A 10,410-nucleotide genomic window follows, 5' to 3' on the forward strand; every position below is an offset into this window, starting at 1 on the left:
TTTAAATATTTCTTTTAATGGTTCAAAATAAGTTAATTCTCAAGACCTTTAAATTCATAAGCCGGAAAGAGTTTATTGATTTCTTGAACATTATTTATAGTGTCATTAGATATATTTGCGATTAAGTTCATGTCAGAAAAAACACTGTTTTTCAATTTTCTTCTACCCTTCTTTATTTTTCCTCTTTAGTTTCCATCGAATTTTTTCTCAATGATTTTCGAGAATCTGAACCTAGAATCCATAGTTTTTTGAGAAATATTTGCGACTCAACATAGCTCAGGTTTCTACTCCTTTTTCTTAAATAAGCTTGAAAACGCTCATCAATTTCTTAATTACTATACAAAAAATACGATTTGATTTATTGCCGGGATTGTTCAGTTTTCGTTCAACACTTAATGATAGAGTTAACTAGATACACAGTATCCGCTTGGCAAGGACTGATATTTTAAAGTAAGGGCTAGGCGAAATGACGACGTATGGTTTCTTGCTTATTCCTCTGTGAAGCTTGATTATTTGAAGCTCCATAACGTTTCAAAGAGGAGACAGGTAGATTACCATACAGTTGACAAGAACTTATAAGGAAAAGGAGGAGATTTGGGGAATGAAACGAAAACGCAGTATAAGCAAATCAGTGATGTCATTTTTGCTAGTAGTGATGCTTATTTTGCAAACGTTGGCATTTGCTGTTCCTGCATCTGCGGAGAGTTCGATAAGTCCAGATAACTATGTGGAAGACGAAACAGTCGATGCAGGCAACGAAGGCGAACCGGTCGATACTGATAAGGCAACAGGCAGTGAAGGCGAACCGGTCGATACTGATAAGGCAGCAGGAAGCGAAGGCGAACCAGTTGATACTGGTAAGACAACAGGCAACGAAGGCGAATCGGTTGATACTGGTAAGGAAACAGATAACGAAGGCGAACCAGTCGATACTGATAAGGCGACAAATAATGAAGTTGAGGCAGACCCATCTGCAAAAGATGCAGTATCTGACACACAGAAGAGTGTCATACCGATGTCTCTAGGAGTGCCTACAGATAAAACAGCGGTGTTTATGGGAGCTAATACATCCTTTCCGTTGGAAGTGAAGCAGGGAAATGCTGTTATTGATCCAAATGGTACTATTCAGGGAAGACAGCAATTTACGCTTAAATCGGAAGGTCTTGCGACGCCAGTGAATGGTGATGACCCAAATCCGACTAATGCAGATCCTGAAAAATACATCCAAAAGGGTGATTGGATTGAGCTGAAAAGAGAAGACTACTTCAAGGAAGTGGTGTTACCGACAGCTACGAAAGTTCTGAATGCACAAACTGAATCAGGTATGAAACAACTTGGTACAGCTTATTTCACTCCGAACAGCATTAAGATTGTATTTAACGGTGATGATAACTTTTTCAATGGTGTCGGACGAGGAATTGTCTTCAGCTTTGACACAACTGCCGATGCAGATGTATCAGGAATGGCGTATGGCGAATTAAAGCCTATCAACATCTTTGGGACAGCTTATCAGCTGAACAACACAGATGTTACAGCCGCATATAGCATTACTTTAAGTTCTCCTAGAATGATTAAATGGGATCAGTATAGCTATCGCGGACTTGAAGCAGCACAATTTGTTGAGGGAGCGGTTACTTGGCAGTCAACCGTATCTGCTTTCGATCAGTTTGATAAGACAATCCAACTTCCACTGGATGGAAAGACGTTTTATACAAATCCAGAAACTTATGCAAATGTTAAAGGTATTTATGTACCAGGTTCATTTAAAGTAAATGGTGTAGAGGCAACTCCAGATATTGGTGGAGATGGAGCGTTGAGTTACATCTTCCCAGTAGGAACAGGTGAGAATCCACAGGTGGAGTATAAAGTATGGATTCCGAAAGAAGGTTACTATTTCGAGTATAAAAATCCACCAAGCAATCTAGGGCGTTCATATCGTGTCATGCTTGGGAAGGCAGAGCTAAGACAAGATAGTACGAAGCTAGTAGAGGCAGGTCAAGAACTTTCCTTTGCTCCAGATTGGATTCAAGCAAGTGCCTCGTATGATCATAGTAGTGAAACAATCACATGGAGAGTCACTGTTAACCAATATAACAAAAAAGGGTTAAAAAACTTTATTATCACAAATGTACTACCTGCTGGGTTGGAATTTACATCAGCCACATGGAATACATGGGTGGATGGTGCTGCATCTGGAGAAGTATCAATTACACCAGATGCGAACAGTGTTTATTCCTTTGGGGATATTAATGGTAAAGTAGAACTGGTGATTAAAAGTAAGGTGACAAGCGGTTCTAGTTTCAGAATCGACCCACGTGCCAACTGGAATTTGGACACTCCAGGTGGCATACAGGACAATGATGTGATGACTGGTGTAAGATCAGCCGCAGTGACTGACGAGGCAATCGTTACAATCGGTGCACACACTTTTACAAAAGGTGGCACTGTTTCACAGGCGGATTTCAACCGCGGCGGTATTACATGGACAGTCAACCTTACTCCACAATATGCCCTACCAAATGCGGCGGTATATGACGTGCTAGTTCATGGAGGAGATTTGAATGTCTTAAATAACGCAGTGGATGCTACTGGAGAGGTGAGCGCAGAAACCATTGCGAAAATAAAAGCAAATATAAATACTGCACAGCTTTGGAAGCAATATGACAAAGATACCCTTAAGAGCACAAATGGCTTGTCCTTGAAGGCTATTCCTTTGACGGTGAATGGTGAAGTGGTAGCGGATTTAATAAAAGTAACTGGATACACCGATCAAACTGCTACCTTCAGCTTCCGTTCACTTGAAACTAATCCAGACTTCCTATTTAAGCTGAATCGTGATACAGACAAAACCAAATGGAATAGAGCTTTGTTATTTGAGGGTGAAACCTATTTAACATATGCACAAATTTCGGTGAATCTTCATTTGCGCATGCTAAATAAGGATATGCTCTTTGCATCGAAGCCATTGAAAGTAGATGGTACACCTGAAAATGTTAATCCAAATAACATTAGTAGCTATATTAGTAACGATAGCAATGAAGCTTGGACGATTTCTGCCTATGACCGTACAACCAAGACTGTCACATTCCGTTTAGGGGTGAATATGCCAGGATACAACACAGAAGAAATGGCGAAAGATGGTGGTAGCCGTGTAATCAGCAATATCAAGCTGGTGGACACATTACCAGAAGGCTGGGAATTCGTGCCGTTTTCTGTGGGGAAAGATTATGAGCTTTGGAAAGGCTATTCGGACAATGGATCTGGCACCAGCTATGGAATTCTAAACAACGCTGTGTCAATCATCGAGCCGTACAACCCTGCTCATGTGGTAAGCTTCTCCCATAGTGGTAATGTAGGAACTTTTAACTTCTCTAAATTGGAAAGCCCTTATGTCATTTTAGTAAAGGCAAGACCATCCAATGCAGCATTAGAGAAATATTTAGAGGAGTACTCTACAATCGGCACAACTAAGCAGGTACTCTTTAATAAAGCTGACCTTCATATGACTTGGGGTGGAGCGGAAAAGGTTCTCACTGAACAGCGTAAGGTTATCGTACCTATTCAAACTTTAGGAAAATCGGTAAATAAGCCAGTTCCAGGGGTACTGGAATGGACAGTGAACTATACTCCTCCATTCAATATGGAGCAAGGTGTTTATTTGCAAGATACTATAGGTGCGGGCATGAATCTACGCTATGAGACAAACGGGAAGCTTGTGCTGACAACACCTAGTATGGCAGTGTATCGTGCCAAACTGACTGCTAGTGGTGCACTAGAACGAGATGGTGCAGCGCTCGACTTAAGCAATCCAAATACTGAAGTTCAAGTGGAAGCTACACCAGGAGAGGGTGGCACCACGGTTCTAAAATTCAAACTAAATGACCCTAATCAATTTTACCAGTTTGTGTATCAAACAGAGGTTGATACAACTAAAGCAAAAGCTGGAGATAAAATGGGCAACGAGGTTAAGCTTGCGGGCGATGATAAGCTGGGATCTATCAGTGCTAAAAGCGAAAGCACATTAGATAGCTCAGACGTAGCTGGCAGTTCAAGTTCCAATGCTTTGTTACCACTTAAAAAGGTGGACCCTGACGGTAAGCCGCTTCAAGGTGTACAGTTTACGTTGTATAAGAAGGACGATGGAACACAAGTTGCAAAAGGAACAACTGATAGCGGAGGGAAACTTAATCTGTTATTCCCTGATCCAGGGTATTATGAGCTGAAGGAAACTTACATTGATACAAATACTTGGCTGCCAACTACAAGAATTTATCAAGTATATGTAGGAAATACGCCAGGGAAGCCTATTTGGGTAGATGGTGTAAAAGTAACTTCTGATAATCCATTGGTTGTACCAACACCTGCAACGGGTGGATTAATTATCAACAACACTGTAACAGGCAATGGTGGAGACCGAAACAAAGAGTTTAATTACACAATTATCTTTGATGGGAAAGACGAGAATGCAGAATATGAATATGTGAGGGATGGAGTAAAAACTACGATAAAAAGTGGAGATTCTATCATTCTGAAGCATGGTGAGGCAATCACATTCCCTAAATTACTTGAAGGTCTTTCTTATACAGTTACTCAAGAAAGCTATCAGGATGGCGGATATACGACAGACCCAGAAAGCCGAGTGTATAGTGGTGCGATTGAAAAAAACAAAGTAACCGAGTTGAAGTATGTCAACAACCGAACAATACATGGACAGTTGTTGATTGACAATACGGTAACAGGCAGCGGTAGCAATAAAAATAAAGACTTTGAATATACGGTTACTTTCACTGGCGAAGGATCGGACAAATCGTATTCGTATACGAAGTCTGATGACACGACAGGAACAATCGAATCTGGTCAAAAAATCGTACTGAAACATGGTGAGGCAATCACTGTTCATAATCTACCTGTGGGGCTTACTTACACAATTCAACAGATAGATTACACAAATGAAGAGTATACAACTACACCAGAAGATTTTATTATTACAGGTAGTATCGAAGAAGGAAAAACAGCCGAAGCACACTATATCAATAATAGAGAGATGCCCGGCGGTTTACTAATTAGCAATACAGTTACTGGTAATGGTAGTGATGAAGAGAAGGAATTTGAATACACAGTAATTTTTACTGGGGCGGGTGCAGACAAAACGTATGATTATACGAAATCTGACGGCACGAAAGGACAGATTAAATCTGGGGACAAATTCCACTTGAAACATGAACAAACATTGCTAATTGAAGAAATCTTAAAAGATACAACATATGTCGTAACAGAAAAGGATTATACGGCAGAAGGTTACACAACAACACCAACAAGCCGAGAGTACACAGGTACAATCAAGGATAACGAAACTGCTAAAGCTCCATTTGAGAATGTTCGTTATCTTCCAGGTACACTTGCCCTAGAACCAAAAATTCAAAAGGTACGTGGAGATGGTAAAACACCTGTTGACTTAACAGCTACTTTAACAGGGCAAGATGGCAAGCCAGTAGTAGGCGAGGAAGTTGTCTTTATCGTTGATGGTGTAGAAGTAGGCAAAGCTATTACTGATGAAAATGGTAAAGCGACGATTTCATATACACCACCGAAATTGACCGACGTTGCACCGAAAGAGCATAAAGTGATTGCGAAAACGGATGCTACTAGCCCATCAGGTGTACCTTACAATGAAGACGATGCAGTTGTTATCACAATGCCAGCAGCACTTACAGGTGTTCTACGTGACAATGAAACTAGAAAAGTCCTTCCTTACAAAGAGATTGTAGTGAAAAATGTTGCAACTGGTGAGGAAGAAACAATCACTACTGATTCGGAAGGTCGTTACTACCATCTTGTTCAACAAGGTGAGGAGTATACGATTACTTACAAGCATCCGGTGACTATTGGTGGCGTGCAAACACTTGTTCCATTCACGCAAAAAGCGATTATTGAAGGTACGGATAACCCAATAGAAGGTAACTTAGTTCCAGCAGAAATTACTGCTGTAGGTATCGTACTTTTCAAGCAACCTAATGGTACTAACTCATTGCTAACTAAGGAATTTGCTGGTAAATTAAATGTTTACTTGAAGGATGCAGCGGGCAACTATGTTTCAGAGAATGGTGCTCCAAAGGCATTTCCTTTAGAGGAGAATGGTACTTTCACAGCGGAAGGTTTAACAACAGGTAACTATACGCTGGAAGTACGTTATGAATTTGAACCAGGCAAAGAATTAATACTTGTCAAGGATAAAGTACTTAACTTGGCAAATATTGATGAACTTAATATTTCAGCAGAATTAGTAGACCCATACGGCACGGTTTATGATAAAACGACAGGTGACGAAAACACTGGTAAGAAAATTGAAGGCGCTACAGTAACGCTATATTATGCAGACACGCCAAGAAACCGTGCGAAAGGTATTACACCAGGCACGAAAGTAGTGTTGCCTGCGATTCCAGGCTTTGCACCGAACGATAACGCTAGCCCAGAGCAATATAGCGATATATTTGGCTTCTACGCATACATGGTATTCCCAGAAGCAGATTACTATTTAGTTGTAACAAAAAATGGATATGAAACATATACGAGCCCAACGATTTCTGTTGAATTCGACATTGTACAACACAATGTACCAATGAAACCAGTTAGCCCTGGTGGATCTGGAGAAGGTAACCCAGGAACTGGAGGTAATCCAGGAGGTTCTGAAAATAACCCAGGAACTGGAGGTAATCCAGGAGACTCTGGAAATAACCCAGGAACTGGAGGTAATCCAGGAGATTCAGGAAACAAGCCAGGAACTGGAGGTAATCCAGGAGATTCAGGAAACAAGCCAGGAACTGGAGGTAATCCAGGAGATTCAGGAAACAACCCAGGAACTGGAGGTAATCCAGGAGATTCAGGAAACAACCCAGGAACTGGAGGTAATCCAGGAGATTCAGGAAACAATCCAGGGACTGGAGGTAATCCAGGAGACTCTGGAAATAACCCAGGAACTGGAGGTAATCCAGGAGATTCAGGAAACAACCCAGGAGCTGAAGGTAATCCGGGAGATTCAGGAAACAACCTAGGCTCTGTAGGAAATCAAGGAGATTCAGGAAATAATCCTGGCTCTGGAAGTAATTCCGAAGTTTCTGGAAACAAGCTTAATTCTGGAGATAAAACTGAATCTAGTAGAAACAGTAAATTCGATGACAACAATAGTGGAGTAAACAAAGAAAACAAATTAGATAATGTTCCAAAAACAGGAGATAATAGTATGCCACCAATCTTCTATATGGCTTTGGCGCTTATGTCCTTAATAATGCTAGGATTCCTATTGTTTGGTAACAAGAAGAAAAAGCACATTTAGTAATGGGAAAGGTGGTAAGGAAATGAGCAAAATTAAAAAAATTCTTATCGCCTTTTTCACAATCCTACTTGTATATTCCCTAGTTTCTCTTGGGAGAAGTTATTTACAGGATTATACTGAAAATAAGCAAATAAAAGAGTTAGCAGAAATACGATATAAAGAAAATGATAAAGATGAGGATGTTAAAGCAACCTCATCTTTTATCACAAATGTCATGCTCCCTGAATTCCAAGAACTGTACAAACAAAATCCGGATATCATCGGGTGGCTGAAAATAGACGGCACCCGGATTGATTACCCGATTATGCAGAATAAACAGGATACACAGTACTATCTGAATCATGGTTTCAATAAAGAAAAAAATAAAAATGGACTCCCTTTTTTGGATGAGCATAGTCACATAAATGATTCAGACATATTACTCATCCATGGACATCATATGAAAAGTGGAGCGATGTTTGCAGATTTAGAGAAGTACAAGAAGGAAAGCTACTATAAGGAGCATACAACGTTACAATTTAGTACGCTTTACGAGCAGGAAGAATACGAAATCGTTGCTGTTATTCTCTCGGAGGTATACAGCAAAACGGATGACGTTTTTAAATACTATCAGATTGATCAGATAGAAACACCTGTTGAGTTAGACTCGTATATTCAAAATATTGAAGAGCTCGCACTTTACGACACAGGAGTGACTGCACAGTATGGAGACAAGCTTCTTGTTCTATCTACATGTGAATACTCAGCCGAGAATAGTCGGTTAGCAGTGGTCGCTCGAAAGCGAATATGACGATGTGTAAAGTACTTAAAATCAGCTATATTGTATTAGTTTCAAAATGAGTGGAATTATGAATAACGAAACCCTAGAATCTTAAAAGCTGATTCTAGGGTTTTAATTAGCTAAGGCACAATTAATCTAAGAAGTGTTAAATGAATAAAACATGAACATTAAATAAGTATTTTACACGAACTTTCGTATTTTTTTTATAAAAAACGTTCGGAAATAGGTTGAAATCTGAAAAATGAAATGATATATTACGATTGTAAATTAAATAAGTCGTCGTATAATGTCGGGAATAAGGCCCGTGAGTTTCTACCAAGTTACCGTAAATAACTTGACTACGATTTTAGTTTTATATACGAATGTATAGATACTAATAAATTTCACACAATACAGGTGATGAAATATCGTAGACATGCGACTAGTAGAATAGTCAGCGTGTCTTTTTTTGTTTTCGATATTGAAGACGACCAACGGAGGATTTCTTTCAAATGAAAAAGTATTTCATGTTCGATGAATTAGGAACAAATTATCGTCGGGAATTTCTTGGTGGCTTCACAACGTTCTTAGCAATGGCCTATATTTTAGTAGTAAACCCATTAACATTGACATTAGCAGATGTAAAGGATTTACCAGATGCTTTACGTATGGATTATGGGGCTGTATTTGTTGCAACTGCTGTGTCAGCAGCAATTGGTTGTTTTATTATGGGACTCTTAGCGAAGTATCCACTGGCTTTAGCGCCTGGTTTAGGACTTAATGCATTTTTTGCTTATACAGTAGTACTAGTTAATGGTAGCCCATGGCAACATGCTTTAGCAGCAGTATTTATTTCAGGTATTTTCTTCTTATTATTAACATTAACAGGCTTACGAGAAAAATTAATTAATGCTATCCCTATGGAATTAAAATTAGCGGTAGGTGCTGGTATTGGTTTATTCATTGCATTTATTGGAATGCAAAATGCAAAAATTATTGTTAATAATGATGCAACCTTAGTTGGTATTGGTAATTTACGTGATCCACAGGTATTACTAGCGATTTTCGGTATTATTGTTACAGTTATTTTGATGGTGCGTGGAATTAAAGGCGGCGTATTCTATGGTATGGTAATTACTTCAATTGTAGGTATGATTACTGGACAAGTTGGGTTACCAGAAAAAGTCTTTTCAGCACCACCTAGTATTTCGCCAACATTTGGTGCATTATTCAGTGCCTTTTCTGATCCAAGCTTCTATACATTATCCATGCTGTCAGTAATTTTAACTTTCTTATTTGTTGATTTCTTTGATAATGCGGGAACTTTAATGGCAGTAGCAAACCAAGCCGGATTAGTGAAAGATAACCGTTTACCACGTGCTGGTAAAGCTTTGATTTCTGATTCAATTGCAACGATTGTAGGTTCCATTTTTGGTACATCTACAATCACATCTTATGTAGAATCCTCTTCAGGTGTAGCAGCTGGTGCACGTTCAGGTTTTGCTTCAATTGTAACAGGATGTTTATTCTTATTAGCACTCTTCATATCTCCTTTGTTAGGAGTTATTACTTCAGCTGTTACTGCTCCTGCATTAATTATAGTTGGAGTCCTAATGGTCGCTTCTTTAGGCCAAATTGCTTGGAATCGCTTTGAAATTGCTGTGCCGTCATTTTTAACAATGATTATGATGCCATTAACTTATTCGATTGCAACTGGTATCGCAGTAGGTTTCATTTTCTATCCATTAACAATGATTATTAAAGGAAAAGCGAAAGAAGTAAATCCGATAATGTACGTTTTCGCGATAATCTTCTTATTATATTTAGCAACTTTATAAACAAAAGGCTGTTCGCAAATTTCGGTTTTAACCATAATTGTGAGCAGTTTTTTTATTGCTCTAATGATTGGAATACTATTCACTTTTAAAACAATTATATAGGAAGTAATTCGATTTATTTAGAATTAAAAATCACAGAATTATTTTTCTTTTTAAATGCAGTTGCATTACTAGAAAATTAATGATATATTTAAAAACGTTGTTACGAAAACAAACGACAATCTTTAAAAATACTTAACACAAAGAGTTGACATAGAGTTAACGCCATGTTAAAGTATAGAAAGTCACTTAAGTGTGACAAATTAATGAACCTTGAAAACTGAACAAGCAAAACGTAATCAATAAAGTTTTTAGTAGCTAGTTTCTGCTAGTGAACAAAACAAGAATTTTGGACATCAAAATTGATGCCAGCAAAACAATTTGAGCTAATCAAATTTCTTTTATGGAGAGTTTGATCCTGGCTCAGGACGAACGCTGGC

The 10,410-nt window shown here is 38.8% G+C and carries 3 protein-coding genes and 1 riboswitch; all 3 genes read left to right on the plus strand.

Features of this window, described 5'->3' with window-relative positions; translation table 11 throughout:
- Window positions 1-601: 601 nt before the first annotated feature.
- Window positions 602-7,333 (plus strand): DUF7601 domain-containing protein, encoded by a 6,732-nt coding sequence (locus ACQKIM_RS22115; RefSeq protein ID WP_427548164.1) that lies wholly within the window; start codon window positions 602-604, stop codon window positions 7,331-7,333.
- A gap of 22 nt (window positions 7,334-7,355) precedes the next feature.
- Window positions 7,356-8,123 carry a class B sortase gene (gene srtB / locus ACQKIM_RS22120; protein ID WP_427548166.1) on the plus strand — a complete coding sequence of 256 codons (768 nt, stop codon included), beginning with the start codon at window positions 7,356-7,358 and terminating at the stop codon, window positions 8,121-8,123.
- Window positions 8,124-8,373: 250 nt separating this feature from the next.
- A riboswitch (purine riboswitch) is annotated at window positions 8,374-8,475 on the plus strand.
- 130 nt (window positions 8,476-8,605) lie between these two features.
- Window positions 8,606-9,931 (plus strand): NCS2 family permease, encoded by a 1,326-nt coding sequence (locus ACQKIM_RS22125; RefSeq protein WP_427548167.1) that lies wholly within the window; start codon window positions 8,606-8,608, stop codon window positions 9,929-9,931.
- Window positions 9,932-10,410: the final 479 nt, after the last annotated feature.

It is taken from the genome of Lysinibacillus sp. NPDC047702 (genome assembly GCF_050272555.1).
In the GTDB taxonomy this organism is placed as follows: domain Bacteria; phylum Bacillota; class Bacilli; order Bacillales_A; family Planococcaceae; genus Lysinibacillus.